Annotated in this window: 26 protein-coding genes; 15 read left to right on the plus strand and 11 right to left on the minus strand. The window is 66.7% G+C overall.

What is annotated here, in order from left to right:
- Position 1 precedes the first annotated feature (1 nt).
- The 7 genes from AC5RU7_RS04470 (at position 2) to AC5RU7_RS04500 (ending at position 7098) form a co-directional block, all read left to right on the plus strand.
- Complete coding sequence (locus AC5RU7_RS04470; RefSeq protein WP_494010144.1) at positions 2–790, plus strand: metal ABC transporter ATP-binding protein; 789 nt, start codon at positions 2–4, stop codon at positions 788–790.
- The gene (locus AC5RU7_RS04475) at positions 790–1704 is read left to right on the plus strand and encodes a metal ABC transporter permease (RefSeq protein ID WP_494010143.1); all 915 of its coding nucleotides are present in this window, start codon (positions 790–792) and stop codon (positions 1702–1704) included. Before AC5RU7_RS04470 ends, AC5RU7_RS04475 begins: the two co-directional genes overlap by 1 nt.
- 1 nt (position 1705) lies before the next feature.
- Entirely contained in the window at positions 1706–2095 is a 390-nt protein-coding gene (locus tag AC5RU7_RS04480) for a Fur family transcriptional regulator (protein WP_494010142.1), read from the plus strand.
- A 119-nt stretch (positions 2096–2214) separates the two neighbouring features.
- Positions 2215–3768 carry an ABC transporter substrate-binding protein gene (locus tag AC5RU7_RS04485; RefSeq protein ID WP_494051234.1) on the plus strand — a complete coding sequence of 518 codons (1554 nt, stop codon included), beginning with the start codon at positions 2215–2217 and terminating at the stop codon, positions 3766–3768.
- Between the two features lie 17 nt (positions 3769–3785).
- Positions 3786–4775, plus strand: coding sequence for an ABC transporter permease (locus AC5RU7_RS04490; protein ID WP_494010140.1), 990 nt, complete (start codon positions 3786–3788; stop codon positions 4773–4775).
- Entirely contained in the window at positions 4775–5659 is an 885-nt protein-coding gene (locus AC5RU7_RS04495; RefSeq protein ID WP_494010365.1) for an ABC transporter permease, read from the plus strand. The genes AC5RU7_RS04490 and AC5RU7_RS04495 overlap by 1 nt, the downstream gene beginning before the upstream one ends.
- A 2-nt stretch (positions 5660–5661) precedes the next feature.
- A complete protein-coding gene (locus AC5RU7_RS04500) occupies positions 5662–7098 on the plus strand; it encodes an ABC transporter ATP-binding protein (protein ID WP_494051363.1) in 1437 nt (478 codons plus the stop codon).
- A 75-nt stretch (positions 7099–7173) separates the two neighbouring features.
- Here the strand turns inward: AC5RU7_RS04500 and AC5RU7_RS04505 are convergent, their stop codons facing one another.
- The 7 genes from AC5RU7_RS04505 to AC5RU7_RS04535 all read right to left on the minus strand — a co-directional run bounded on the left by AC5RU7_RS04505 (position 7174) and on the right by AC5RU7_RS04535 (position 12853).
- The gene (locus AC5RU7_RS04505) at positions 7174–7959 is read right to left on the minus strand and encodes an enoyl-CoA hydratase/isomerase family protein (RefSeq protein ID WP_494051235.1); all 786 of its coding nucleotides are present in this window, start codon (positions 7957–7959) and stop codon (positions 7174–7176) included.
- A 30-nt stretch (positions 7960–7989) separates the two neighbouring features.
- The gene (paaE, locus tag AC5RU7_RS04510; protein ID WP_494051236.1) at positions 7990–9231 is read right to left on the minus strand and encodes a 1,2-phenylacetyl-CoA epoxidase subunit PaaE; all 1242 of its coding nucleotides are present in this window, start codon (positions 9229–9231) and stop codon (positions 7990–7992) included.
- Between the two features lie 9 nt (positions 9232–9240).
- Positions 9241–9786, minus strand: coding sequence for a 1,2-phenylacetyl-CoA epoxidase subunit PaaD (gene paaD, locus AC5RU7_RS04515; RefSeq protein WP_494051364.1), 546 nt, complete (start codon positions 9784–9786; stop codon positions 9241–9243).
- Positions 9787–9794: 8 nt separating this feature from the next.
- Positions 9795–10715, minus strand: a complete 921-nt coding sequence (paaC, locus tag AC5RU7_RS04520; protein WP_494051237.1) for a 1,2-phenylacetyl-CoA epoxidase subunit PaaC — start codon at positions 10713–10715, stop codon at positions 9795–9797.
- The gene (gene paaB / locus AC5RU7_RS04525) at positions 10712–11134 is read right to left on the minus strand and encodes a 1,2-phenylacetyl-CoA epoxidase subunit PaaB (protein ID WP_494051238.1); all 423 of its coding nucleotides are present in this window, start codon (positions 11132–11134) and stop codon (positions 10712–10714) included. Before paaB ends, paaC begins: the two co-directional genes overlap by 4 nt.
- Positions 11131–12150, minus strand: coding sequence for a 1,2-phenylacetyl-CoA epoxidase subunit PaaA (gene paaA / locus AC5RU7_RS04530; RefSeq protein WP_494051239.1), 1020 nt, complete (start codon positions 12148–12150; stop codon positions 11131–11133). The genes paaB and paaA overlap by 4 nt, the downstream gene beginning before the upstream one ends.
- Positions 12151–12436: 286 nt before the next feature.
- Positions 12437–12853 carry an MmcQ/YjbR family DNA-binding protein gene (locus AC5RU7_RS04535; RefSeq protein ID WP_494051240.1) on the minus strand — a complete coding sequence of 139 codons (417 nt, stop codon included), beginning with the start codon at positions 12851–12853 and terminating at the stop codon, positions 12437–12439.
- A 318-nt stretch (positions 12854–13171) separates the two neighbouring features.
- On the opposite strand from AC5RU7_RS04535, the gene AC5RU7_RS04540 reads away from it, so the two are divergent.
- Positions 13172–14200 carry a hypothetical protein gene (locus AC5RU7_RS04540; protein ID WP_494051241.1) on the plus strand — a complete coding sequence of 343 codons (1029 nt, stop codon included), beginning with the start codon at positions 13172–13174 and terminating at the stop codon, positions 14198–14200.
- Between the two features lie 195 nt (positions 14201–14395).
- On the opposite strand, the gene AC5RU7_RS04545 is transcribed toward AC5RU7_RS04540, so the two are convergent.
- The 3 genes from AC5RU7_RS04545 to AC5RU7_RS04555 all read right to left on the minus strand — a co-directional run bounded on the left by AC5RU7_RS04545 (position 14396) and on the right by AC5RU7_RS04555 (position 16850).
- On the minus strand, positions 14396–15526 hold the full coding sequence (locus tag AC5RU7_RS04545; RefSeq protein ID WP_494051242.1) for a carboxylate-amine ligase: 1131 nt from the start codon (positions 15524–15526) through the stop codon (positions 14396–14398).
- A 153-nt stretch (positions 15527–15679) separates the two neighbouring features.
- Complete coding sequence (locus tag AC5RU7_RS04550; RefSeq protein WP_494051243.1) at positions 15680–15967, minus strand: isochorismatase family protein; 288 nt, start codon at positions 15965–15967, stop codon at positions 15680–15682.
- Positions 15936–16850 carry a LysR family transcriptional regulator gene (locus AC5RU7_RS04555; protein ID WP_494051244.1) on the minus strand — a complete coding sequence of 305 codons (915 nt, stop codon included), beginning with the start codon at positions 16848–16850 and terminating at the stop codon, positions 15936–15938. The genes AC5RU7_RS04550 and AC5RU7_RS04555 overlap by 32 nt, the downstream gene beginning before the upstream one ends.
- 276 nt (positions 16851–17126) lie before the next feature.
- Here AC5RU7_RS04555 and AC5RU7_RS04560 point away from each other — a divergent pair, with 276 nt between their 5' ends.
- The 5 genes from AC5RU7_RS04560 (at position 17127) to AC5RU7_RS04580 (ending at position 23592) form a co-directional block, all read left to right on the plus strand.
- Positions 17127–18206 carry a PrpF domain-containing protein gene (locus AC5RU7_RS04560; protein WP_494051245.1) on the plus strand — a complete coding sequence of 360 codons (1080 nt, stop codon included), beginning with the start codon at positions 17127–17129 and terminating at the stop codon, positions 18204–18206.
- Positions 18207–18267: 61 nt separating this feature from the next.
- Complete coding sequence (locus tag AC5RU7_RS04565; protein WP_494051246.1) at positions 18268–19461, plus strand: Bug family tripartite tricarboxylate transporter substrate binding protein; 1194 nt, start codon at positions 18268–18270, stop codon at positions 19459–19461.
- Between the two features lie 8 nt (positions 19462–19469).
- Complete coding sequence (locus AC5RU7_RS04570; protein ID WP_494051247.1) at positions 19470–21422, plus strand: tripartite tricarboxylate transporter permease; 1953 nt, start codon at positions 19470–19472, stop codon at positions 21420–21422.
- A gap of 36 nt (positions 21423–21458) precedes the next feature.
- Positions 21459–21842 carry a universal stress protein gene (locus tag AC5RU7_RS04575; RefSeq protein WP_133349179.1) on the plus strand — a complete coding sequence of 128 codons (384 nt, stop codon included), beginning with the start codon at positions 21459–21461 and terminating at the stop codon, positions 21840–21842.
- Between the two features lie 304 nt (positions 21843–22146).
- Positions 22147–23592 (plus strand): SLC13 family permease, encoded by a 1446-nt coding sequence (locus tag AC5RU7_RS04580; protein WP_494051248.1) that lies wholly within the window; start codon positions 22147–22149, stop codon positions 23590–23592.
- A 25-nt stretch (positions 23593–23617) separates the two neighbouring features.
- Here the strand turns inward: AC5RU7_RS04580 and AC5RU7_RS04585 are convergent, their stop codons facing one another.
- Positions 23618–23854, minus strand: a complete 237-nt coding sequence (locus AC5RU7_RS04585) for a hypothetical protein (protein ID WP_494051249.1) — start codon at positions 23852–23854, stop codon at positions 23618–23620.
- A gap of 333 nt (positions 23855–24187) precedes the next feature.
- On the opposite strand from AC5RU7_RS04585, the gene AC5RU7_RS04590 reads away from it, so the two are divergent.
- Entirely contained in the window at positions 24188–24946 is a 759-nt protein-coding gene (locus tag AC5RU7_RS04590) for a GAF and ANTAR domain-containing protein (RefSeq protein WP_494051250.1), read from the plus strand.
- Positions 24947–25543: 597 nt separating this feature from the next.
- A complete protein-coding gene (locus AC5RU7_RS04595; RefSeq protein WP_494051251.1) occupies positions 25544–26071 on the plus strand; it encodes a hypothetical protein in 528 nt (175 codons plus the stop codon).
- The last annotated feature ends 197 nt before the right edge of the window (positions 26072–26268 follow it).

A 26268-nucleotide genomic window follows, 5' to 3' on the forward strand; every position in this document is an offset into this window, starting at 1 on the left:
CGTGGCCGCCCACCAGCCGCCCATCCGGACCCGGCAGCTGCAGGTGTCCGTGGAAAGCGGGACCATCCTGCACGGCATCGATCTCACCGTCCCGGAGGGCGAAGCCGTTGCGCTGCTCGGAGCCAACGGCTCCGGTAAATCGACCCTGGTCAAGGCGCTGGTGGGCATCGTCCCGGTAACCTCCGGAACCGCCGAGATCTACGGCGCGGACGTCACCGCCGCCCGACGCGCAGTCCCCTGGTCCCGGGTGGGCTACGTCCCGCAGCGGCTGGGGCCAAGCTCCGGGGTGCCCGCCACCGCCGTCGAAGTGGTGGCCTCCGGGCTGCTGGACAACCGGCGGCTGCGGATCGGCCGCGCTGCCCGCCGGAAAGCGCTGGAGGCGCTGGAGCAGGTGGGGCTGCTCGATCGCGCCCATGACAGCGTCCAGGTGTTCTCCGGCGGCCAGCAGCAGCGCGTACTGATCGCCCGCGCCCTGGTGCGGGAACCCGACCTCATCATTCTCGATGAGCCGCTGGCGGGAATCGACCGCGCATCCAAGGAGGCCCTCGCCCGCACCCTGGGGCGGATGCGTGAACGGGGCACCACCATCCTGGTGGTGCTGCACGAACTGGGCGAACTGGCCGGCATGGTAGAGCGGGCCGTGGTGCTGCGCCGCGGACGGGTCATTTTCGACGGCCCGCCGCCCGCAGCCGCACCGGGCCACGACCACCCGGACCATGACCACGTCCACGCGCACGCCGACCCTCCCCTGCCCGGGCATACCGTCCCTGACCTGCGATCGGAGTGGTGATGGCTTTCTTCGACGCCATGGCAACCATGCTCGCCAGCCCGCTGATGCAGCGCGGCCTCATGGTCGCTGTGCTGGTGGGCATCTCGGCGCCCGTCATGGGCACCTACCTGGTCCAGCGGCGCCTTGCCCTGCTGGGGGACGGGATCGGGCACGTCGCCCTGACAGGCGTGGCCATGGGCTGGCTCGCCGGAAGCGCGGCAGGGCTCACCCCCCACGACCTGCTCGCTGTCCCTGGGGCCGTCGTCGCCGCCATCATCGGGGCGGTGCTGATCGAAGTGGTGCGGGAAAAGGGCAAGACCAGCGGTGACGTGGCCCTTGCCCTGCTCTTCTACGGCGGCATCGCCGGCGGAGTGCTCCTGATCGGAGTGGCCGGCGGTACCGCGGCCAACCTCACCGGCTACCTGTTCGGTTCCATTTCCACCGTCACGGCGCTGGACGTCTGGCTCGCCGCCGGCCTGGCCGTGCTCATCCTGGGCATCGGCCTGGGATTGCGGCCAGCCCTCTTCGCCCTGAGCCATGATGAGGAATTCGCCCGCGCCACCGGCCTTCCCGTGCGGGCACTGAACATCCTCATCGCAGTGCTGGCAGCCCTGACGGTTTCCGTGTCGATGCGGGTGGTAGGGGTCCTGCTCGTCTCGGCGCTGATGATCGTACCGGTTGCCATCGCCCAGCTGACCGCCAAATCCTTCCGTGCCACGATGGGCACCGCCATGATCATAGGTGCCGCGGTGTGCGTTACTGGGCTGTCCATCACGTACTTCCACCGGCTGTCCCCCGGGGCCACCATCGTGGTCCTCGCTATCGGCGTCTACGCTGTTGTGGCCCTCGTGCGGCCCCTCCTTCCGCGGCCGAAGCAGGCCTCCGGCCCGCACCTGGATGCCGACGACGATCTGCGGCTTCACGAGGACGCCTAGCGTGGAGCGCCGGACCCGGCAGCGCTGCGCGCTTGATGAGCTGCTGAAGCGCACGCCGGAGTTCCGCAGCGCGCAGCAGCTGCACGCGAAACTGCGCGAGGACGGGGAATCGGTGGCCCTGGCCACGGTGTACCGGCTTCTGCAGTCCATGGCCCGGGAAGGCGAAGTGGATGTGCTGCGCAGCGAAGACAACGAAACCCGGTACCGCCGCTGCCAGCGCCAGGAACACCACCACCACCTGGTGTGCCGCCAGTGCGGATACACCGTGGAAGTCACTGAGACCGCCGTCCAGCGCTGGGCAGATCGGACCGCCCGCCAGCATGGCTTCACAGTCGTCTCACACGCCGTTGAACTCCTCGGCGTCTGCGCCGGCTGTGAGGACAGGGGCTAGGCCTAAGCTCCTACTGCCCGTTCCCGCCCACCGCCGCTACTTGCTTGGTAATGATAATCATTTGCAAGTACGATGGCGCGTTGGAACTTGAACATTTGGCGATATAAGAGGAGCGGACCATGCTTGGGCGCACGATGAGAATGGCCGGGGCGTCAGCGGCCGCGGTAATGATGCTGGCCGGCTGCGCGGGGGAAGGCGCGACCAAAGGCCAGGCTCCGGAGCAGCCGTTGAAGGTGGTGGGGCAGTTCGAGCTGCACAGCCTGGACCCCTCAACCAGCGGTGGGTTCTTCACCCGCCTGCAGGTTGCCGAAACCCTGGTGGACGCCGACAACCAGGGGGCACTGCGGCCGGGGCTCGCCACCGGTTGGGAGGCCTCCCCGGACAACCTCTCCTGGCGTTTCACCCTCCGCGAGGGTGCCAGCTTCCACGACGGGACCCCCGTCACGGCAGAGGCCGTCGCCGCTGCACTGGAAACCGCCCGGGGCAAAGCCGGCAGCCCCTTCTCCGCTGTCCCGGTGAAGGCCGTCACGGCCGAGGACGGCGCGGTGCGCGTGGACCTGGGGCAGCCCTATGCCCCGCTGCCCGCCGTGCTGGCCCACACCAGCACACAGATTCTCGCCCCCAGCTCGTATGGGGCCGACCGGACGGTCACCGACGTGGTGGGCTCCGGCCCCTACAAGGTGACCCGCCTGGAACAGCCGGGCACCATTGAGCTGGCTGTCTCCGAGCAATGGAAGGACGAAAAGCCGGCCATCACCGAAGTCCATTACCAGGCAGTAGGTAGGTCCGAAAGCCGTGCACTGATGGCCGAAAGCGGCCAGGCCGACGTGACCTTCGGGATGGACCCCACCAGCCTGCAGCGGATCAGGCAGGCCGGCAAGCAGGACATCGAACAGGTCACCCTCCCACGGAGCATCCTGCTGAAGGTCAACGCGGGCCACGAAATCCTGGGCGACGTCCGGGTCCGCCAGGCCCTGAGCCTGGCCCTGGACCGCGAAGCGATGGCAACAGCTTTGCTCCGGGACCCTGAGATGGCCGCCACCCAGCTTTTCCCGCCGTCGCTGCCGGAATGGCACCAGGACAACGCCGCGCCGCTGACCCACAACATGGAAGAAGCCCGCAAACTGCTCACCGAGGCAGGCTGGGCACCCGGAAGTGACGGCACCCTGGAGCGCGAGGGCCGGAAATTCTCGATCAGCCTGCGCACCTTCCCCGACCGGCCCGAGCTGCCTCTGCTGGCCACCGCCATCCAGGCGAAACTCAAAGACCTGGGCATTGCCCTTGACGTGAAGATCGGCAACTCCAGCGAGATCCCCGCAGGCCACCAGGACGGTTCCCTGGAACTGGCACTGTTTTCCCGGAACTACGCACTTGTACCCGACGCACTGGTGACCCTCGCGGACGACTTCGCTCCCGAGGGCGCGGACTACGGCGCCATGGGCTGGAACAATGCAGACCTGACCTCGACCTTGACCACCATGGCCACCGGCACGGGCACCGGCACACCGGAGGAGAACCGGCGGACGGTGACCGAAATCCTGCAGTCCGAACTGCCCGTAATCCCCGTCGCCTGGTACCGGCAAAGCGCCGTGGTGAGCAAGAGGGTTGACGGCCTGGTCCTCGATCCGCTCGAACGCTCCTGGCGGCTCACGGACCTCAGCTGGGCCAAGTAAAAGGGGAAAGAACTTCCGTGCACACACCCGCAGCGAGCCTGCAGGTCCTTTCCGGACCTGCCGCCCGCATCCTTCGCCAACGCACCGTCCAGGCGGCCGCCGTCGTCCTGCTGGTCTCCACAGCGTGCTTCGCCATTGTGCAGAACCTGCCCGGCGACATCGCCTTCCGCATCGCCGCCGGCCGCTACGGCTACGACCAGGTCACCGCGGCGTCAGCGGACAGCGTCCGCGCTGAACTGGGACTGGACCGGCCCCTCTGGCAGCAGCTTTTGGACTGGATCGCCGACCTGCTGACCTTCAACCTCGGAACCTCCCTGGTGACAGGGGCCGACGTCGCCGGGGAACTGGCCTTCTACCTGTCCAGCAGCACCCAGCTCGCCGTGGCGGCGCTGGCCATCGCCTTCGCCACCGGCGCCACCGCCGGAGCCCTGGCCGCGGCCAAACCCGGCGGCGCCATGGACCGGCTGACCAACCTTTGGGTCTCCGGAGCACGTGCACTTCCGCCGTTCCTCCTCGGCCTGGTCCTGATCCTGGTTTTCTCCGTCCACCTTGGGGTGCTGCCGGCCGCAGGGCACGGTGAAGCAGGCAACATTGTGCTGCCGGCAGCCACCCTTGCCGTGGGCCTCTCCGGGCTCTTCGCCCGCGTCACCCGCGACACCGTGGTGCAGGTCCGGGAATCGGGGTACGTCCACTTCGCCCAGACCAAAGGCCTTAGCGCCCGCCTGGTGTTCTTCCGGCACGTGCTGAGGAACACCGGGGTGACCCTGATCGCCTATGTGGGCGTGCAGGTGCTGATCCTGATCGAAGGCGTGGTCATCGTCGAAAGCCTCTTCGCCTGGCCGGGCCTGGGGCACGCACTGGTGCACGCTATTTTCTGGCGGGACATCCCCATGATCCAGGCCACGGCCGTGGCACTGGCGCTCCTCGTCGTCGCCCTTAACACGGCCGTTGACCTGGGCTCCGCCGCCATCGACCCCCGTCCGCGCCGCCGGGAGGTGGTCCTGTGATGCCCTCTATCCTCAGCAACCGGCCCGCCGGCGACAAGCTGCCGCGGCCGGACAGCTTGTCCGCCTCCACCCTGGTCCGCGGCCGGACCCGCTGGTTCGCCGCCGCCTCCGGGGCCCAGCGCGCCGCGGCGGTGCTGCTGGCCGCCCTGGTGCTCTTCGCCCTGGCCGGGCCGCTGCTCTGGCCCGGCCACGCGGTCCAGGACCTGTCCCGGTTCCTGGAAGCCCCCAGCCTGGCCGAGCCACTGGGCCGGGACCACCTGGGCCGCAGCGTCATCGCGCGGCTCGCCCACGCCACCCGCCTGTCCCTGCTGATGGCCCTGCTGTGCGTCGGCACCGCGCTGCTGCTCGGAACCCTGGCCGGCATCACCGCCGCCTGGCGGGGAGGATGGGCGGACACTGTCCTTCATGGACTCTCGGAAGCGTTCATCGCGCTTCCGGCGCTCCTGGTGGTCCTCATTTTCTCGGCCCTGGCCAACGGCGAGCTGTGGTCACTGTACATCGGGCTCGCCCTGGCCCAGTGGGTGGAGTACTTCCGGATGATCCGGTCCCGCAGCGGGCTGGTGCTGGCCGGCCCGGCCGTGGAGGCAGCCGGGCTGCTCCAGCTCGGGCCCGTGCACATCGTGCGCCGGCACCTCTGGCCCGAACTGCGCCCGCTGCTGGCCACCATGGCGACTTTCGGCGTCGGATCCTCCATCCTGGCCCTGTCCACCCTCGGCTTCGTGGGAGTCGGCGTCCGGCCGCCGACGCCGGAACTGGGGCAGATGATCACCGAAGCCTTCCCCTACTACCATGAGGCGCCCTGGATGTCCCTGGCACCTGTCCTGGTCCTCATCACCATCCTCACCGGGCTCTTGGGCCTGCGAAACAAGGAGTCCCGCCCGTGACGATGCGCCTGAACGACCTGGTAGTAACCCACGGCCGGACAACCCTGGTGGAGGCGGACAGCCTGCACTTCACGCCCGGACGTCCTGTCACGATCGTAGGCGAGAGCGGTTCCGGCAAGTCCCTGCTGGCCCATGCCATCATGGGCACCCTTCCGGCAAACCTCACCGCGAGGGGAAGCCTCAGCATGGACGGGGAGGCGTACGACCTGTCCGAGCCCGGCAACAGGCGCAAGCTCTGGGGCCCGGTCATGTCCCTGCTGCCGCAGGAACCCATGCTGGCCCTGGACCCGACCATGCGGACCAGGGACCAGGTGGCCGAAGCCGCGGCCGGCTTCCGGACCGACCGGAAAAGCGCCAGGAGCCTCGCCGGGAGCCTGCTGTCCGCCCTGGGCCTGGCCCATGCGGCGGGCGCATTCCCGCATACGCTCGCCGGCGGCATGGCCCAGCGGGTGGCTTTCGCCGCGGCCACCATCGGCGGAGCCCAGGTCCTGATCGCGGACGAGCCCTCCAAAGGCCTGGACGAGCGTGCCCGGACGGAGTTGGCGGCACTGCTGAAACGGCATGCCAGCAAGGATGGCATCCTGCTGACCATCACCCACGACCTGGAGCTTGCCCGTGAACTCGGTGGCGACGTCCTGGTGATGAAGGACGCCAACATCATCGAACACGGACCCGCAGGGCAGGTCCTCACCGAACCCACCCACCCCTACACCCGGCGCCTGCTTGCCGCCGAACCCGCCAACTGGCGCCACGCCTGGGCATCGGCACCGGCAGCAGCACCGGTGCCAACAGGTTCCGCCCTGATCCGCGGAGAAGGGCTTGCCAAGGCCTTCGGGAAACAGCAGCTCTTCGCCGGCCTCGACGTGGCCATCCACCCGCGGGAACGGCTGGCACTGAGCGGGCCGAGCGGCAGCGGCAAGACAACCCTGGGAAACGTGCTGCTGCGCCTGCTGCCTCCGGATGCCGGGAAAATCCAGCATTCCCCGGAACTCCAGGGCGGCCGGCTGCAAAAGCTCTACCAGGACCCCGCCCTGGCCTTTCCGGCGCGCGTGGCCCTCAGGGATTCCTTCGGCGACCTCATCCGGCGCCACCGGCTGGACCCGGAACGCCTGGACGAGCTCATGGCCGCACTGCGCCTCGCACCGGCGCTGCTGGCCCGCACGCCCGGGCAGGTCTCCGGCGGGGAACTCCAGCGCCTGGCCATCATCCGCTCCATGCTCCTGGAACCGGCCCTGGTCTTCGCCGACGAACCCACCTCGCGCCTTGACCTCATCACCCAGGAGGAAACCATGGCCTGCCTCATGGAACAGGTGGAACGCCAGGGCTGCGCCTTGGTACTCGTCACCCACGACAGCACCCTTGCCGGCGCCGTGACCCACCGCAGCATCGCGCTGGGAACAGAAGAAGAGTCTGTGGAAAAGGCCGAGGCCTTCGCCTGAACAGCAAAACGGCCGGGCACCGTCTCCTCCTGCTGGAGACCGCGCCCGGCCCATTCTTGCGTGCCAGCGGGTGGCTCAGACGCTGCCCGTAAACCTCGGCTCCCGCTTCTCCTGGAACGCCCGGAAGCCCTCGGCGTAATCCTCGGTCTTGCAGAGCCGCGCCTGCTCGCTGTTTTCCTCCTGCATGGCCTCCCACAGGCCCAGGCGCTGGTCCCGGATATGCGCCACCAGCTCCTTGCTTGCCACAAACGCACCCGTGGCACCGGACGCCACCCGGGCCACAATCTCCCGGGTGCTGTCCAGCAGCGTCTCCGCCGGCATCGCCCGGCTGAACATCCCCTGCGCCACCGCCTCGGCACCGGAGATCAGGTCCGCCGTGTAGATCAGGTCCAGGGTCCGGTGCATGCCCAACCGCTCGGTGAAGTACCAGTGTCCGCCCGAGTCCAGCGTGGCGCCCAGCTTGGCGAACGGGGACCCGAACTTCGCGTTCTCCGCCACGTACACCACGTCCGTGGCCAGCAGCAGCCCCAGCCCCACGCCCAGGCACGCCCCCTGCACCGCAGCGAACGTCGGCGCCGGGAAGGCCGCCATCTTCCTCAGCAGCGGCTCCACCAGCCCGCCCAGGTACGCCGCGGCATCGTCGCTCTCCGGCGTAACGTTCTGGATGTCGCGGCCCGCGCAAAACGCGCGGCCCTCCCCCCGCAGCAGCAGGGCCCGCACGTCACCGCGTTCGGCGGCGGCAGCAGCGTCGTCGTACGCCTGCCGCAGCTCGTTGAGCGCATGCTCGTCGAGCGAGTTCAGCTTCTGCGGGGCATCCAGCACAACCTCGGCCACGCCGCTGCTGATGGAAAGGGAAATCATTCAGGCTCCTTGGTTGAGACCGGGCAAAACTTAGACGTCGAAGTCGACGGTGACTTCCTTGCTGGTGGGGTGGCTCTGGCAGGTGAGCACGTACCCCTTGTCCAGCTCATCCTGCTCCAGCGCGTAGTTTTCGTCCATGGTCACGCTGCCGGTGACCACCTTGGCCCGGCACGTGCCGCACACTCCCCCGGCGCACGCGAACGGCACATCCGGCCGGACCCGCAGCGCGGCGTTGAGGATCGACTCGCGGGCGTGCGTGGGGCTGGCCACCTCGCCCTGCAGGCCGTCCAGCTTGAACGTGATCTTGTACGTCTCCTTGGACTCGTCCACCACCACGGGACGGCCGGCGTGCCCCTCCGGGCGGTCCGGCTTGCCGGACGTGAACAGCTCAAACCTGACGTTCTCCGGCTTCACCCCACGCTCGGCCAGGGTGTCCCGGCACAGCTGCACCAGCTCGAACGGCCCGCACAGGAACCACTCGTCCACGTCGTCCGCGTGGATGGCGGTGCCCAGCAGCTGCTGCAGCTTCTCGGCGTCGATCCGGCCGCTCAGCAGCGGCGCGATCCGCTGCTCGCGGGACAGCACGTGGTGGATGGCCAGCCGCTGCGGGTACTTGTCCTTCAGGTCCGCCAGCTCCTCCAGGAACATCACGTCCATGGCGGCCTTGTTGGCATAGATCAGGTCGAACCGGGTGTCCGGGTTGGCGGCCAGCAGCGTCCGGGCGATCGCGATCACCGGGGTGATGCCCGAGCCGGCGGCGATGGCCACGAAGCTCGCTTCCCCGTTGGAGGCGACGTCCCCCGCCAGCTCCTCCGGATTGTTCATGGAGTTCAAGCGGTTCTGCTCCACGGCCTGGCCGTCCCTGCCGTGCTTGGACACGAACGCGCCCATGGGACTCATCACGTCCAGGGTGTCCCCCGCCTTCAGCTCGGCGTTGGCCCACGTGGAGAACTGCCCGCCCAGGTCCTTTTTAATGGCCACCCGGATCTCGCTGGTGCCGTCCTCGAAGCTGCGCGGCTCGGCGCAGATGGAGTAGCTGCGGCGGATTTCCTTCGGTTCGCCGGTCTCGTCGGGCAGTGTGGTGCGCAGGGCCACATACTGGCCGGGCAGGTAGTCGAACTGGCCGGCGAGCTCCGCCGGGACGTGGAAGGAGACCTCGATGGCGTCCTCGGTCAGCCGGCGCACCTCCTTCACCGCGAGGGTGTGGAAGGACGGACGACGGCGGCCGGTGGCCTGCGCCTCTTCGGCGGCGGTCTGGCGGACAACAGGCATGGGGCTTCCTTACAGGACTTTGAAGTAGTCGAACGGTTCCTTGCAGTCATTGCAGACGTACAGCGCCTTGCAGGACGTGGAACCAAAGCGGGTGAGTTCCCGAGTGTTCAGGCTGGAGCACTGCGGGCACTTGACGGCCATCTTCACCTTGATGGGGCCCTGGTGGCCGGCCTTGCCGGTTGGCGGGGCGATGCCGTACTCCCGCAGCTTGGCCTTGCCGGCTTCGGTCATCCAGTCCGTGGTCCAGGCCGGGGCCAGGACCAGGTCAACCTCGACGTCGGTGTACCCCTCCTTGGCGAACGCGGCCTTCAGATCGTCGCGGATGGCGTCCATCGCCGGGCAGCCCGAGTACGTGGGGGTGATGGTGACCCGCACCTCCGGCGCCATGCCCGCGGAGGCCGTGCCGGCGTCGTAATTTTCTACCTGGACATCCCTAAGGATGCCCAGGTCCTCGATGGTGAGCACCGGGATCTCCGGATCGCACACCGTGGCGGCGATCTCCCACGCCTTGTGCCGCGGGGTCCGGGTCCGGGTTTCGAAGTCCGAGATGTACATGGCCGCAGTCACCAGCTGGCTCCGGGATGCTCGCGGGCCAGCACCTGCATCTCCGCAAGGATGTAGCCCAGGTGCTCCGAGTGCTTGCCGTGCCGGCCGCCGCCGGGGGCCGCCGGGACGTCCGGCACCTCCAGCTCGGCCTCGCGCAGGACCTCGCCGGTGAGCCGGTCGAAGTCCTCCCGCAGGCTGGAAGGCGCGACGGCGGCGCCCGCCTCCGCGAGCCGGCGCGTCAGGTCGTCGTCCTGGAACAGCTCGTTGACGTACGGCCACATCAGGCGCAGGCCGTGGATCATCCTGGTTCTCGACTCCTCCGTGCCACCGGCCAGGCGCAGGATCCACTGGGCGCTGTGGTCCCGGTGGTAGTCCACTTCCTTCACGGCCTTGGCGGCGATGGCGGCGAGCGTCTCGTCCGTTGACTCGGTGAGGCGGCGGTACAGCTCGAACTGGTAGTAGCTCACCACGAACTGGCGCGCGATGGTGGCAGCGAAGTCACCGTTGGGCTGTTCGAACAGCTGGACCGAACGGAATTCGTGTTCGCGGCGGAAGTAGGCCAGGTCATCCTCTGATTTTGCGCTGCCGTCTTCGTTCGTCAGCCCGCCGCCGGCGTAGCTGAGGAAGGAGCGGGCGTGGCCCAGCTGGTCCAGGGCGATGTTGCCCAGGGCCACGTCCTCCTCCAGCTCGGGGGCGCGGGAGATCCAGTGGCCCAGGCGCTGGGCGAGGATGAGGGCGTCGTCGCCGAGCCGCATGGCGTACTCTGCGATATCCTCACTGGGCTTGGCCAGGCCGGTCCGCACCTCGAGGGCGATGTCTTCCGGGCGGAGGGCGTTGCCGGGGGTGATGCGGGTGGCTGACGCGTTGGAGTCGCCGCCTGCCACGCCGGTGGAGATGTCGCCATGGCCTGTGGTGTCTGTTGCTTCGGGTGTGCTCACAGGTGCTTCACCCCTTCGCTCTTGGTGTAGTAGGTGGCGTGCCGGTAGTCCTTGCCCTGCGGCGACTCGAAGAAGGAGCCCTTGGAGTCGGGGTCGCTGGCGGCGATGGCGTCCGCGGGGACCACCCAGATGGAGACGCCCTCGTTGCGGCGGGTGTAGAGGTCGCGGGCGTTGCGGAGGGCCATTGCGGCGTCCGGTGCGTGCAGGGACCCGGCGTGGACGTGGCTCAGGCCGCGGCTGGACCGGACGAAGACCTCCCACAGGCCCCAGGCGGAGCGGTCGTGGTGCTCCTGCGGCGCCGGCTGCGATGCCGCGGCCTTGACCTCACTGGGCTCAACCGCCGGCGACGCCTTCGGGGCTTCGCGCCTGATCTCTGCGGCCGAGCTTGCTGGCTCTTCCGGGTTGCCGTGGGGACTCATGCTGCGTATTCCTTCTGCATCTTTGCTGACTGTTTTGCTCGCTGTTTGTCCGCATAAGCGGCGGCTGCCTCCCTAACCCAGGCGCCGTCGTCGTGCGCTTCCCTGCGGCGCTCCAGGCGCTGGGCGTTGCAGGGGCCGCGGCCGGCCAGGACTTCGTGGAACTCATCCCAGTCCAGGGGGCCGTGCTCCCACTTCTTCGTGTCCTCGTTGAAGCGGATCTGGTCATCGGGGAGGGTGAGGCCCAGGACCCTAACCTGCTCCACCATCATGCCGACGAAGCGGCTGCGGAGCTCGTCATTGCTGAAGCGCTTGATGTTCCAGGCCATGGACTGCTTTGAGTTGGGGGAATCGTCGTCCGGCGGGCCGAACATCATCAGGGCCGGGGCGTACCAGCGGTTTACGGCGTCCTGGGCCATCTGCTTCTGCTCGGGGGTGCCGTTGGAGAGCTCAAGGAGGATCTCGAAGCCCTGGCGCTGGTGGAAGGACTCCTCCTTGCAGATGCGGACCATGGCGCGGCCGTAGGGTCCGTAGGAGGCGCGGCAGAGCGGGACCTGGTTGCAGATGGCTGCGCCGTCCACCAGCCAGCCGATGGCACCCATGTCCGCCCAGGTAAGCGCGGGGTAGTTGAAGATGCTGGAGTAGCGGGCCTTGCCGGCGATGAGGGCGTCCATCATCTCGTCGCGGGTCTGGCCGAGCGTTTCCGCCGCTGAGTAGAGGTAGAGCCCGTGGCCCGCCTCGTCCTGGACCTTGGCCATGAGGATGGCCTTGCGCTTGAGGCTGGGGGCGCGGGAGATCCAGTTGGCTTCGGGCTGCATGCCGATGATCTCGGAGTGCGCGTGCTGGGAGATCTGGCGCAGCAGGGTCTTGCGGTAGGCCGCCGGCATCCAGTCCCTGGGCTCGATGCGTGAGTCCTCGGCCATGACGCGGTCGAAGTGGGCCTGGGCCTCCGCTTCTGCCGCTTCGCTGGTTCCGGCTGTTGGCTCAGCGGGCACTGACTGCAGGTTCTGCGCTGCCATGGTTGCTCCTATGCAATGACCTTCTGGGACGTGCGGAATTATTTACCGACCGTTCGTTCAGGATATGCGGAAGCGTTTGGGGCCGTCAAGCGCCGCCCCCTCCCCCTGCGACGCCCGCTCACTTATCGCTGCTCTCCCCCAAACGCCCGCTCACTTATGGCGGCTGTTCCCCAAACGCGCGCTCACTTATGGCGGCCCTCCCCCAAACGCCCGCGCACTTATGGCAGCCCTCCCGGCGACGCTCTATCACCTACGGCTGCCCCCTTCCCGACGCCGATGCACGCGTTCAACGGCCGGCGAAGAACTGGATCACCAGCCTTTTCGGCGCCCGCGCTGCCCAGGCTTCGACGATGATCTCGGCCAGCTCGTCGCGCGCGATCTCGCCCAGCCGCGACTCCTGCACCAGGACAGCGTTGTAGCCGTCAAAATGCGGAACGGTGAAGAAGGGAACGGACGGGTCCTCGACCAGGGCTGCCTTGGCGGCGTCATCCGGGACCACGATGACCAGCAGGTCGCCGTAAGGCTCACCGGTTTCCGGGTCCACGGCCGTTTTGTGCGGCGCCCGGTACATGACAAAACCGCGTCCTTTCGGCCCGCGGGGGACCTTGTACGTTGGACGGTCACCCCAGGAAGTTCCAAGGTCAACTTCCGGCAGGCCGCTGCAGATGGCGCCAATGTCCCCGGGTACGGCCATGCGATCCATGGCGACAAGGTAGCCCCGTGTGCGATGAGGGGCAATACCGGAAGGTACGGCTGGTAGGTGCGTGCCGCCGTCGTACGCCTCCTGGGCGTCCGGGCATATCCTGGTCGCCCGCATATGCTTGCCGCCAGCAGGAGGCAAGTCTGGTTTGCCCCACTGCCCGGGCATATACTGTCCGCCTGTTTGGCCTTAGAGCATTCGGGAACATCTCATGGTTCAGTGAACCGACACCGGTGCCTCCGGACTTGCGATTTCGGGAGGCGCCGAAGCCTCAATGAACCCTGCCATCGTGCGCGGCATGGATGGCAACCTGGAGGACGGATGGTCATGCGACGGTCCCTGGCACTGATACTTGCCCTTGCGTTGGCGTTCGCCCTCGTGCCCGCACTGCACTCGGGACCTGCCAGGGCCGAGCCGGGACTGTGTATGGGCGCGCCGGGCGCCGACAGCACCATCTACCCGGAAGCCCGGCAGTTCGTGGACACCCAGTCGTGGTGGATGCCGGACGTTGACCAGCCCAACAACGCCAGCACCAACACCGGCCACCTCCACATGGGTGCGTGCATCCCCGAACGGGAAACCATCAGTTCGGGGAATCTCACCGTGAACGTACGGGTGATCCTGCACGACAACCCGGGCACCGCCAACTACGTCTCGATGGTGTTCAAGACGTCGGACCGCGAAACCACTGTCCAGAAGTGCTATTTGCGGGCCGAAGCGCCGGACTTCAGCTGCCCTGGACCGTCCGACAAAGGAAGGGGCGACTTCGTCTGTAACGGAACCTGCGAGCGCTGGCTGAGCTTCTCGCAGCCAATTTCCCTGTTCAACCACTCGGGGCTGCAGGACGTCCGCTTCCGAGGCTTTGTCCGCGAGCCGGACGGCAAGGAGATGCGAGCCAACTTCAATTGGCAGGTCCACATCCAAAATGGAAGGTCCGGCTCGGACGTATCGGACGACGCCTTTCTGCGCGGCAAGGGTTGGTACACGCGCGCCGGATACTGTGAGGCCTTGTTCCGTTCGGTTCCCCTTCCCGACGGCCCGGTGTCCGGCATCTGGAGTCCTTTGGTGGGCCTGACCACGCACTCCGGCAGTGACTCGCGCCCGGCGTCCCACTCCTTCGTGGCGATCGACCCCGACTTCCACGCCGTTCCGCCCAGCCCCGGAGCAGTGCTGGTGGATGCCGCAGGGCCATACGGGTCCGAGCCCTCAGGCGCGGCCCCCATCTCGATCGACACCAGGACCCTGTCCAACGGCGTGCACAAGCTGCATCTGCGAACGTCCTGCCGTGACGACAGGCAGGAGTCGACGAACTCCGGGGTGACCGTGATTCCCTTCACTGTGGCGAACTGAGGCGTGAGGCGTGGGCGAAAAGGCGAGCGCCGCCGTCGTTCGCTCCACCCTCCCTATTCCCCACGCTCGACGCGTAAATTCACTCTCGACGCGCACCTGCCAACCCGCGTCCCAGATTTCCGCCGCGCAATTGCATTTGCGCGTCGCGACGGAACTTGGGCGTCGCCAGCAGGGGGCAGAGCCAAGTCTTAAGCATCAGGCTAGGGTGCGTTTTGCCGCATCCAGGATGACTTTCCGGAAGTTGCCCGCCCTGCTCACGACTGTCCTCTGCCGACTCGCGCCGGTCCCCTTGGCAAAGATCTGGCGGATGCTTTTCTCCACCAAAATCCTCTCTTCGGTTTCCGTCAGGGCCGGCCTGATGTGCTCCAGGAGCGCGTCAATACACTCTTCGGCCGGACGGGGCCGGTTCAGGATGGGATGGATGAGGTGGTCCTCGACGCCGTACCTGCTGGCCCGCCATGAGGCAAGACGAAGCATCTCGGCAGGCACAGCCGGGGAAGGCTTGCCCTCAGCCCACTCCTGAGCCGCAGTCTCCACGAGGGCACGGGCAATAGCGGCAATAGCTACGGAATGGGCCAGCTCGGTACAGACGTCCGGGACACGGATTTCAACCGTTGGATAGGTCGCCGAAAGGCGGGCGTCGAAGTAAATCTGGCCACGGTCCAAAAGGATGTTGCAGGAGAGCAGCATCTCCACCAGGTCCTGATAAGCCTGCGCCGAACCGAATACTTCGGTTGGTCCGGCAGTCGGCCACCGCCTCCAGACCTGATAGCGGTAACTCGCGTAGCCGGTGTCCTTGCCCTGCCAAAAGGGCGAGTTAGCGGAGAGGGCTATCAGGTTCGGAAGCCAGATCCGAATCCGGTCGAGGACCGCCACCCCCTCCTCCGGAGAATCCACCGAGACATGCACGTGCAATCCGCACATCAGTTGCTCGCGGAGGGCCAGCCCGAACCGCTCTTCCATGGCGAGATAGCGGGGAGACCGCACCAAATGAGGCAATGCAGGAAGCGGTGAAGTTCCCAGGGCAGCGATACTCGCGCCGAAGACCGTCGCTTGCCGCTGTGCTTCGGCCCTGCCTTCCTTCAGGGCAGCAGCGAGATTGGACAGGCTGGTGAAAGGGGCGGAAATCGCTTCAACCTGCTCCCGCTGCACCTCGGTGGTCAAGGTATTGCCTTGCATTGCCGTCGAGGGTTCAGCGGCTCCCCCTGCCGCCCGCCTGGCCTTCTGCGCAGACGTTTCGGCAACCAGGTCCTCCCCCACGGCGGCGTGCATCCCGGTCTGGGAATCAACGAGGAGAAATTCCTCTTCCACCCCGAAACTTCGCATACCGCAAGTTTGCCCTGCCCGTTCACATCCGCCAATGGGAGGCCTCTCCGGACTGGTGGACTGCGGAACGCCCGACGAATGTGGGGGCCGTCAGCAGGGGCGGACGGCTGATGGTGAATCCACCCTCGATGTCGGAATCTATTGCCCGTACTGTCAGACACGGAAAGCCCGCCGGTCCCCCACCGACGGGCTCCGAGAGGACTTCGACGGCGAAGCCGAGGGTCTCCGCGGCCGCGGCGGAGGCAATGCGCAGTTGTTGGTCATGTAGCCGGCGAGCGTGATGGTGTCGATGCCCTGTCCGCGCAGCCAGGCTTCGAGGCCGGTGTCCGCGAAGATGCTGGAGAACTGCTTGCTGTGCGCTGGCCACGCGTCCTCGTGCTTTTGGAGGATTAGGGGAGCTGTCTCCCCGTCAGCGGAAGTCGGCGCTGCTCTCTTTGGCAACCTCCAGGAGTGTTGTCTGGAACGCCACTTCAGCCGCCGCCCGCACCCTGTCATGGCGGTGCGCCAGAAGCACCCGCCGGGCCGGCGCGCTCGAGCCCAGGGATACGATGCTGACGCCTGGATGCTTGTTCACCACGGCCGTCCGCGGCGCGAGGGCTACGCCAAGTCCGACACTGACCATGGCCTGGGCCTCCTGGTAGTCGTTGGCGTGGAAGGAGATCCGGGGGACGAACCCCGCTGCCTGCGCACTGCGGTGCAGGACCTCGAGTACAGGGTGCTCCTCTTCCCGGACGATCCATTCCTCCTTGGCCAGGTCCGCCATGTCCACCTGCTTGCGGCGCGCCAGCCGGTGGTCCTTGCCGACAATCAGGGCCGTGGCATCCTCGAAGACAGTGGTGAGCGCGAAGCTTTCCGGGCTGATCCGGTTCCACTCGTAGTCCCACAGCAGCGACATCCCCACCTGGCCGTTCTCCAGCATCTCGATGAGCTCGTTGAAGCGGCTGCTCCGGACGTGCAGGTCGATGGCAGGGTACTGCGCTTTGAACCTGCTGATGACCAGCGGCAGGAACGAGCCTCCCAGGGTGGGGAAGGTTCCCATAGTGAGACTGCCCCGGTTGAGGCCCGCGATCTCGGCGAGGTCCGCCTCCGCGGCCGCCATCTGCCGCAGGATTTTCCGGGTGTGCGCCGTGAGGACGTGCCCGGCGTCGGTGGGCACCATTCCCCGGGCCTGGCGCTGCAGGAGCGGCTGCCCCACCTCCGCCTCAAGGCGCCGTAGCTGCTGGGAGACTCCCGACGGAGAGTAGACGTGCTTGTCCGCCGCCGCGGTGATGGACCCGAGCTCCACCACATCCAGCAGCAGTTCCAGTCTTCTGATGTTCAGCACGCGCCCTGCCCTCCTTGAAGTATCAGTTACACCCCCTTGCTAATTCTATACAAACGATTCATCTGGACCGGCCCGGTGCGGCATTTTCGGCACGCTTCGCCACGAAAGGGCAGAAGACGGCGCCACTAATCGGAAAACCAGCGTTAGTGATTGAAGTAAAAGTGCAGGCAGGTGAACTTTTTAGCGTTTGTAATTCATCTGGGACCGGCATCACACTGAGGTAGGCCAACAAGGCCGGCGGCCCGCAAATGGGCCCTGGGAAAGGTGAAAGCAATCATGTTTAAGATCCCTGCAACGTGGATGCGTGGAGGAACCAGCAAGTGCTGGGTCTTCGAATGGGACAGCCTCCAGGTTCCGGGCAAGAGCGTGGACGAGGTGCTCCTGCGCCTCTTCGGCAGCCCGGACAACCGACAGATCGACGGCGTTGGCGGCGGCACATCCACCACCAGCAAGGCCGTCATCCTGTCCCGGTCCGTCAGCGAGGACGCCGACGTCGACTACACCTTCGCGCAGGTGGGCATCGATGAGCAGCGGGTTGACTGGGGAAGCAACTGCGGCAACTGCTCCGCCGTCGTCGCCCCCTACGCCATCGAACGCGGGTGGGTCACGCCAGGCCCGGAAACGACGGCGGTCCGCACCCTGAACACCAACACGAACCAGCTCATCCTGCAGAAGGTGGACACACCGGGCGGCGAGCTGGGGCACTCCGGCAACCAGATGATTCCCGGCGTTCCGTTCCCGGGCATGCAGGTGGGCATGGGCTTCTATGATCCGGCCGGCAGGACCACGGGCAAACTTTTCCCCACCGGGGAACCGCTGGACAAGGTCACCTTCGACGGCCGCCAGATACCCGCCACATTCATCGACGCCGGCGCCCCGGTGGTCATCGTCGAAGCCGAAGCGGTTGGCCTGACCGGCCACGAAACCGCGGCCGAGATCGACACCCGTACCGACCTGCTGGTGCACCTGGACGACACGCGCCGCGACGCAGCAGTGCAGATGGGACTCGCTGCAACCCGGGCAGACGCCGAACGCGCCATCCCCAAGCTCGCACTCGTGGCCAAGGCCGACGACGGCGACGAGGCGGACCTGGTGGTGCGGATGCTTTCCATGGGACGCCTGCACCCGGCGCTCGCCATCACCGGAAGTGTTGCCCTCACCATGGCAGCGCAGCACCAGGGCACCGTGGCGTCCAACCTCATCAGCAGCAACGTTTCCGCCGGAGTCACCATGCGGACACCGGCCGGCCTGGTACAGACCTGGGCCGAAACCCGCGAAGGAACCCCGGTTGTCGGCGCCCTCCGCAGCGCCCGTCGGCTGGCCGATGCCGAACTCCTCTTGCCGGACATCTGGTAACCGCTCCCCACCCCCCTCGGGCGCCGCTCCGTACCCGACTCCCCAACAAAAGGACACCTCAATGACGAGCCAGAAGTCTTCCCTGGAACCCCCCGGCGACCTGCAGGCACCTGTTGCCACCGAACTCCCCGACCCGCCCAAGCACTCACGGCGCACCGTCCTCTCCGCTGTTGCCACCCTTGCCGCTCTCGGCCTGGCCACCACCGTCCTCGGTGAGGGCCTCCTCAACCCGCCGTCCAGCACTGAGGACGGGGACTTCAGCGGCGAAACCCTGGAGTTCCTCATCCCGCTGGCATCCGGCGGCGGCACAGACACCTGGGCCCGGTTCATCGGCACCGAGCTGACCAACTACGTGCCCGGTCGCCCCGGGTTCGCGCCCGTCAACGAACCCGGCGGCGAAGGCATCTCCGGCACCAACAAGTTCGCCCGGTCCGCGAAGACGGACGGCACCGAGGTCCTGGTGGGCACCGCGTCAACGGTGGTGCCCTGGGTCCTGGGACGCACCGCGGTGAAGTACTCCTTCGAAAACCTGCAGCCCGTCGTCGTTAATGGCACCGGCGGTGTGATCTACGCACGGACCGAAGCAGGCGTCACCGGCGTCCAGGACCTCATCAACCGGGACAAGCCTCTCGAGTTCGGCGGCATCAGCGCCACCGGCTTGGACATCACCACCCTGGTGGCCTTCGACCTTCTCGAAGCCGACGTAACGTCCACCTTCGGCTTTGAAGGCCGCGGCCCGGTGAACCTGGCGCTGCAGCGCGGCGAAATTGACCTGGACTACCAGACCACGTCAGCCTACGGCTCCGCCGTCGAAGGCATAGCCAAGGAGGGTAAGGCCACCGTGCTGATGTCCTTCGGCCAGCTGGACGGGTCCGGGGAGGTCGTCCGGGACCCCAACTTCCCGGACGTCCCCACCGTCCCCGAGGCCTACGAACAACTGCACGGCAAGAAGCCCTCCGGCGAGAAGTTCGACGCCTACAAAACCCTCTTGGGCCTGACCTACACATACCAGAAGGGCCTCTGGGTCCCGGAAAAAACCCCCGAAAAGGCCGTAACGCTGCTCCGCGAATCAAGCGAAAAGCTCGGCACCGACCAGGACTTCCAGGCCAAAGCAGCCAAGGTCCTCGGCGGATACCCCCTGGTGGCGGACGCCGACATGGCTGACCGGGTCAGGGCCGCATACACCGTCAGCAGTTCCGTCAGGACCTACGTCAAGGACCTGCTCGAGAGCACATACAACATCCACGTTGAATAAGGACCACCATGCTTGATTCCGCTATGGCAGCGCTGGCATCACTTGCTGATCCGTCCCTGCTGCTGATGCTCCTGATCGGCGTTGTTGCCGGTCTCGTCATGGGCCTCATCCCGGGACTGGGCGGCACCGGCGCCGTCGCGATCCTCCTGCCCATCACCTTCGGCATGGAACCGCCCCAGGCGCTCGCGCTCCTGATCGGCGCCCTCGCCGTCGTCCATACTTCCGACACCGTCTCGGCCGTGCTGCTCGGCGCGCCGGGCTCAGCCTCCGCGAGCGTCACCATGCTCGACGGCTACTCCATGGCCAGGAAAGGCCAGGCCGCCAGGGCATTGACACTGGCCTTCCTGTCCTCAATGGCCGGCGGCATCATCGGCGCCATCGGCCTGACCCTTGCCATTCCGCTGGCCCGGCCCCTGGTCCTCTCCTTCGCCAGCCCCGAACTGTTCATGCTGACGGTCCTCGGCGTCGCCCTCGCCGCCGTGCTGTCCCGCGGCAACATCATCAAGGGCATCTCGGCCGGCCTGCTGGGCCTGGTCCTCGGCATGGTGGGCACCTCCCCCACCACCGCGGAGGAGCGGTTCACCTTCGGCAGCCTGTTCCTGGGTGACGGACTCTCCCTCGTCGCTGTAGCGCTGGGCATTTTCGGCCTGGCCGAGATCGCCTCCCGCGCCAGCCAGCGGCGCGGCCAGAAGGAGAACATCACCCTCGGCGGCGGCTGGGGCAAGGGCATCCGCGAATGGCTGTCCCACTGGAGCCAGGTGATCCGCGGCGCCCTGATCGGCATCTGGGCGGGCGTCCTGCCGGGCGTCGGTGCCACCGCCGGCACGTGGCTGGCATACGGCCAGGCCGTCGCCACCGCCAAGGACAAGCGAAAGTTCGGCAAGGGCGACCCCCGCGGCATCGTCGGACCCGAAAGCGCCAACAACTCCGTGGAAGCCGGAGACCTTATCCCCACCCTGCTGTTCGGGATCCCCGGCGGCGTCCCCTCGGCCATGCTCCTGGGAATGCTCCTCACCTATGGCATCCAGCCGGGCCCGTCCATCATCACCGAGCATCTGGACCTGATGTACCTCATCGTGTGGTCCTTCGCCATCGCTTCCATCCTCGGCGCCCTGTTCTGCTTCCTCAGCGTCAAGCAGCTCGCCAAGCTCACCAAGGTCCCCTTCGCCGTCCTCGCCGCAGGCCTCGTTGCCGTCATGCTGCTGGGTTCCTTCCAGGAGGGCGGACAGCTCGGCGACCTGTGGGTGATGATCATCCTCGGCGTGTTCGGCTGGCTCCTGAAGTCCACCGGCTTCCCGCGTGCACCGTTCCTGATCGGCTTCGTCCTGGCCATCCCGCTGGAGCGCTACTACTTCCTCACGGACAGCCTCTACAACGGCCTTGACTGGATGGCACGCCCCGGCGTGCTGGTGTTCCTCGCCATCCTGGTGCTGCCCATCATTTGGGCCTTCATCAAGTTCATCCGTGCCCGCCGCAACACCAACCTCGACGACGGCCACCGCGACGAGCGTCCCGAAGACGACGAGAGCCCGCTGAAGAACTCCACCTGGTCCCTCGCCGCCGCCTTCGCCGCGGCGCTGATCGCCTCGCAGTCGTTCTCACCCGAGGCGCGCCTGGTGCCGCAGCTGGTGAGCATCGGCGGGCTGGTCTTCTCCGGCATCCTGCTCTTCACCGAGATCCGGACCCGGCTCCGGGCCAGGACCGCCGGGGCAGGATGGACGCTCGACGCAGGCTTCGCGATGAAGACCTTCCTGTGGATGACAGCCTTCCTCGCCCTCACCGCCGGGTTCGGCTACCTCGTGGCCGTCACGGTGTTCATCCCGGCGTTCCTGCTGATCGTTGCCAGGGCCCGGCTGAAGGTGGCCATCATCTATACGGTGGCGCTGTACGTGGTGCTGCTCGCCCTGCCCTCACTCCTCCCTATCGACCTGCCGCAGGGCTGGCTCAACACGCTCATCTAGCGGCGCCCGCCCCACCTAACGGAAAGAAGCATGACAATGACGGTTCTCGTTGCCTACGCCCCGGCCCCCGAAGGCCGGGAAGCCCTCACCCAGGGCATCGCCGAAGCAGTCCTTCGGAAGTCCGACCTCCTGATCGTCAACGTGGGCCGAGGCCACCACGGCCTCGAACCGCAGGAAATGAAGGACATCGAAAGCCAGCTGCAGGCCGCCGGACGCGAACTGACGGTTGAATCCTCGGTCCTCTCCGACCCCGGTGACGCCGTCATCCAGATCGCGCAGGACAGGGACGTGGACATGATCGTCGTGGGCCTGCGGCACCGTTCCATGGTGGGCAAGCTCATCCTGGGCAGCACGGTCCAGCGGATCCTGCTGGACGCCACCTGCCCGGTCCTCGCCGTCCGCGCGGACCGGCTGAACTAACAGTCCGGACCGTTCGACGGCGGTCCACACCGGCAGCCGGCACCCACCGGCAGGCGTACCCCCACCCCGCATTCCATCGCAACAGGAACCCCGAAGGACGGGCGCGGGGGGACGGGCACGCCGCTGAAGGAGGCAGGCGGACCCGTGGTCCTCCTGCCTCCTTCCCCATGTCCAGACATGCAGCAATAAAAGGAACGATCCCCTTGCCCACCACCCGACTCCAGCCAGGCACCCGGGCCCCCTTCCTGCACAGTGACGGCGTCACAGTATGCCGGCGTACACCCCAAGCCACGAGGAGTGAATCTTGACCAAGACAGCGGAACGCACCATAGACACCACACCCTCAACCAAGGACGAGGCCAAGGAGCACGGCACCCGGCGGCGGCGCCGTATGCTACTGGTGGCAGTGGCCGGTTTCCTGATTTTGGGCGTGGCCGCGCTCGTGCTGGGCGGCAACCTCTTCGGCCCGGCTGCAGCCACCGAATCGGAGCCGACCTTGACCGCCACACAACTCATCCCGCTCGCCATCCTCGTGGTGATGTTCGTCGTCGCCACCAAGTGGCCGCTGAACATTGGCGTCATGGGGCTGGTGGCCTCGTTCGGCGTCGGCTACTTCATGCTCGGCATGAGCGACAAGGAAATCCTGGCGGAATTCCCCGCGAGCATCGTCCTGACCATCATCGGCGTCACCTACTTCTTCAGCATGGCGCAGCGGAACGGGACCATCGACATCGTCGTACAGTCCTGCGTGCGCCTGGTCCGGGGCAAGACCATGGTGCTGCCCTGGGTGTTCTTCCTGCTCGCCGCGGCCCTGACGGCGCTGGGCACCTTCTCGCCTGCTGCCGTCGCGCTGCTCGCACCCGCGGCGATCGGCTTCGCCTACGAGTCCCGCATCCACCCTGTGGTGATGGGCGCGTTCATCATCAACGGCGCCCATGCCGGCGGTTTCTCGCCGCTGTCCGTGGCGGGCGTGCTGGTGCACAACATTGCCGAAGAGAACGGCTTCCCCATTTCGCAGGGACCGCTCTTCGCCGCCAGCTTCGCCATCAACCTGATCCTGTCCGTGCTCACCATCGTCGTCTTCGCCATGCTCCGCAGGCTCCGGGAGGGTGAAGGCCGCCACATGGACCTGGACACGTCCAAGACTGTCAGGCCCCGCGGCCAGCAGATTCTGACCCTCGTGCTGATCGCGGTCATGCTCGTCTGCACCCTGGGCTTCCACATGCCGATCGGCTTCGTGGCGCTCACCGCCGGGCTGGTGCTGGCGCTGATCAATATCAAGGAACACCAGACCTTCATCGGCGGGATTTCCTGGTCCACGGTCCTGCTGGTGGCCGGCATGATCACCTACGTCTCGCTGCTGCAGCACGTCGGTGTCATCGACACGCTCGCCGAGATGGCGTTAGCGCTGGGCGCTCCGTTGCTGATCGCCCTGGTGCTCTGTTTCGTCATCGGCATCGGGTCCGCCTTTGCGTCCTCCACCGCCCTGCTGACCGCTTTCATCCCGATGGCCGGTCCGCTGCTGGCTACCAGTTCGCTCAGCGCCTCCGGGACGGTGGCGGCCCTGGCCGTCGCCGCCACCGTCGTCGACGTCTCGCCCTTCTCCACGGACGGCGCCCTCGTGGTAGCCAACGCCCGCGAAGACGACCGCCAGCGCGTCTACCGCCAGCTGATGATCTACGCCGGCGCCGTCGTACTGGCCGGACCGGTCCTCGCCTGGGCACTGCTGGTACCCACGGGCGTCATGTAGCCGCGCCCAACCGGAAAGCGCCCCCCTACTTTTCCGCCAAGTCGTCCGCCACGCGGCGCAGATCCTGGACCCAGCCGGTTGACCGGTTAGTTCCACTCACACCGGCCTCAAAGTTCGCCAGCGCCTCCGCCATGAGTTCCAGCGCTTGCGCCACGTTTGTTTTGACCGCGGTATAACCTTCATCCGCGCGGGGGTCGGTCGATGCAGACAGCAGCAGCTCCGCCCCGGATTTGATGACCAGTGAGGCTTCGTATTCGTTCACGCTGATACCCCGCATCTTCGAAATGTTCGACGGTTTGGACAGGTGCTCCGCCAGCCCAACCATACCCCCGGGCCGGCGGACGCCGGCAGAAGCCTATCCCCTGCCCTCTCAAGCAAGCCCGGCATGGCAACCGCGAGAGGGCAGGGGTGGGCGGACCGGAAATCGAGTAGCCGCCACTGGTGCGTCCCCCCTGCCTGGCGGGTACCGTCGGAAGAGGGTTCAGCCAGCAGCCCGTGACTGGTTGTGGGCTGTCAGGGAGTTCATTTTTTGGGCACGGAACTAAGGAAACATACGGCACGCCATCCCGGAAGGCCCGCCGAGGGAGGCGGTATTGTGCTGACGCCCCGCTGGCAGCCGACACCGTACCGGAGGAGGCACGCAGCGCCCGCCGGGATCCTGTTGGATCTTCGGGCGGAAAGCCCCGCCGCATCCCTGAACCTGCTCCTTGAAGCCGCGTCAACAACCCTTCAGGAAGTGGTGGGATCCCCGTTCGACTGTGCCATGACCCTGCCACGGCGCCGCGGAAACCAGCAGGCGGTGGGATCAAACGACAGCGCACTGGGATTGGCCAGAGGAGAACAGGAACACGGGATCGGTCCAGTGTCCCAGGCACTTGCCGGAAGGGTGGCAGCCATCGCCAACGGGTACCTGCCGCATCCTGATTGGCCTGACTACTGGCGCATCCTGAAGCAGGCCGGCTACCGCTCAATGCTGTCCGTCCCTGTGCCACTGGGTTCCGGACGTTTCGCCGCGCTCACCCTTCTCTCTGCCCGGGACAACGTCTTCACCGCATCCGTCACCGCCACTGCCACGGCATTCGGCAGGAGAGCAGGCAACAGCTACGTGATCGCCGAGGAATTCAGGTCCGCCCGCTCCGGCGCCGACCAGTTGCGGTCAGCTTTGGACAGCCGCCCCATCATCGACGCCGCCTGCGGCGTGATCATGGCGCAGAACAAGTGCTCCTACGAGGCCGCTTTCGAGATCCTGGCCAAGGCCTCAAGCCACAGGAACATCAAGGTCCGGACGGTGGCGGAAGGCATTCTGCGCAACGTTTCCGGTGAGTCTTCCACCGCACACCTCGACCGGCGGTAAGTGTCTGCACCTCACCTCACGTCGATGAAGACCGGATTCGCGTAGCCGTCGCTGCCGCGGAGGCGGACGTAGCAGGATTCCTGCACATCCCTTATGACGTGCCTGGACGTGGTGGTCGCCCACGAGCCATTTCAGCAAACAACGGAGGACATCGGAGTGCAGGGACCGCCCAGCTCAAGAACCGCACAATAAATCCCAAGAATGGCGATAACCCCTTTTCTTCGGCCTCGTTGCTTTCTAGGGTGGCCTTCACAGGGACTCCTTCAGGAGGACCAGCGGGCAGGATGCCGCAACCAGTACCAAGGGGAACAGGTGATGGACAGGGTAAGCCCAAGCACTCCGCTTGCAATGAAGCAGTCAACCTCACCGGCAGCGCCCGCCACGGACCGGCCGCATGTTCCCGTGCCCCCTCAAGCACCGACCCGAAAGGCGATCAGCCGCGAGCACCAGTTGCGGCAGCTCATCAACGACCTCTCCGACCTTGCAGCCAAACACCGCCCGCCGCAGCGGCAGAACCAAGCCAGCGCGTAGGGCCGCCCCGCGGTCAGCGAGGAGGGCGCTCTAGGTAGGAGGCGCAGCAGGGCGCATAGTGGGACTATGACAAGTCCTTACACCCGGGGTGATTCCTTCAGTTGCGGGGTCTCCCGCGAACACATCGAACGAGCCCTCGTATCCTCCGGGGCGACGGACGTTATCTTCAGTCAACGCGGCACCCGGAGCGCCATCGCGTTCAGGGGCGGCGGGAGGCAGTTCCGTATCGTCATCTCATTGCCGCAACCGGATGCGGCTTTGCCGATCCGGAAGGATGCAGCGGAGGGCCCTGCCGGCGAAGCGAAAGGAAAGGTCCTCGATCGCGCTGCCCGCAGGATGTGGCACGCCACGGCCATGGGAATCGATGCCAAGCTCGGAGCGGTGGCGGCAGGGGCCGCCAGCCTTGAATCAGAGTTCCTCGCCCACGTGGTCCTCCCCGGGAACCGCACTGTCCTGGACGAGCTCGAGCCCGTCATCGACTCGGCCTACCGGTCTGGACTGCGCCCCTCGTTTGGCAATACCGCGCCGTCTTTGCCGGCTGCAGACCAGCAGTTGTCCACCGTTCTCCCGCACCGGCGCACGCCGGCGATATAGCGCCGTGGCTGCCAAATATCTTGCATAAGCCCTGCGCCCCGTAAAGGCGCTTTTAGGGCGTACACTCAGGACTACCTCGGGAGGTCGTGACTGGACATCCGGTTCCCCGAGAAAAGAGCCCGTTTCCTGCCAGCACCCGCGAATCTGGGGAGCACGTAGATCGAGTCGCCTCGATGCTGACACCGCAGCTACTGGAC

It is taken from the genome of Arthrobacter sp. K410C, assembly GCF_059090105.1.